At 53.3% G+C, this 599-nt stretch carries 1 protein-coding gene; it reads right to left on the bottom strand.

From position 1 onward, the window contains the following. Window positions 1-599 (bottom strand): ParA family protein (locus tag H8S57_RS18430; protein WP_186909101.1); only part of this gene is annotated, 599 nt, incomplete at both ends.

Below are 599 nucleotides of genomic sequence, written 5' to 3'. Positions count from 1 at the left end.
AACGCCTTTGTGACCTGACCGTATGTACGGCGATACAGGTTCGTCCGCTTGTTGCATTTGGTGAACAGGATACCGCCGATCTCAATGCTGGGATTTAATTTCCGCTTGATTTTCTTGATAGTGTCCACCAACGCCTGTAAACCGGTCAGAGCGAATAGTTCTGGGTCAATCGGGATAATTACCTCGTCGGCAGCCGTTAAAGCGTTGATGGTCAACGAGCCGAGAGAGGGGTTGGTGTCCACGATAATGTAATCGTAGGACAGCCGCAGAGGATTCAGCAGAGCGGCCAGGTAGTCATTGCTGTCCGGCGTCATCAGCAGATTTGCCTCCGCAACGGTGAGAGATCGGCTGGAAGGGATCAAGTCCACAGAGCCGATTTTCTGGATGCACTCGTTGGTATCTGGCAGAGATTCGTCCAGAAGCAGGTTGGTGATAAGAGTCCCGGTATTATAGGGCGCCTGGGTCGGCAGGACACCGAAGCTGGTGGTGAGGTTATACTGGGGGTCAAAGTCAACTACCAAGACCTTCTTGCCCATCTCGGCCAGCGCATAGGACAGATTTCGGACCGTGCTGGTCTTGGCTACCCCACCTTTCTGGTT

Source organism: Lawsonibacter hominis (assembly GCF_014287895.1).
GTDB lineage: Bacteria > Bacillota > Clostridia > Oscillospirales > Oscillospiraceae > Lawsonibacter_A > Lawsonibacter_A hominis.
This window is presented reverse-complemented; position numbering and strand designations above follow the sequence as displayed.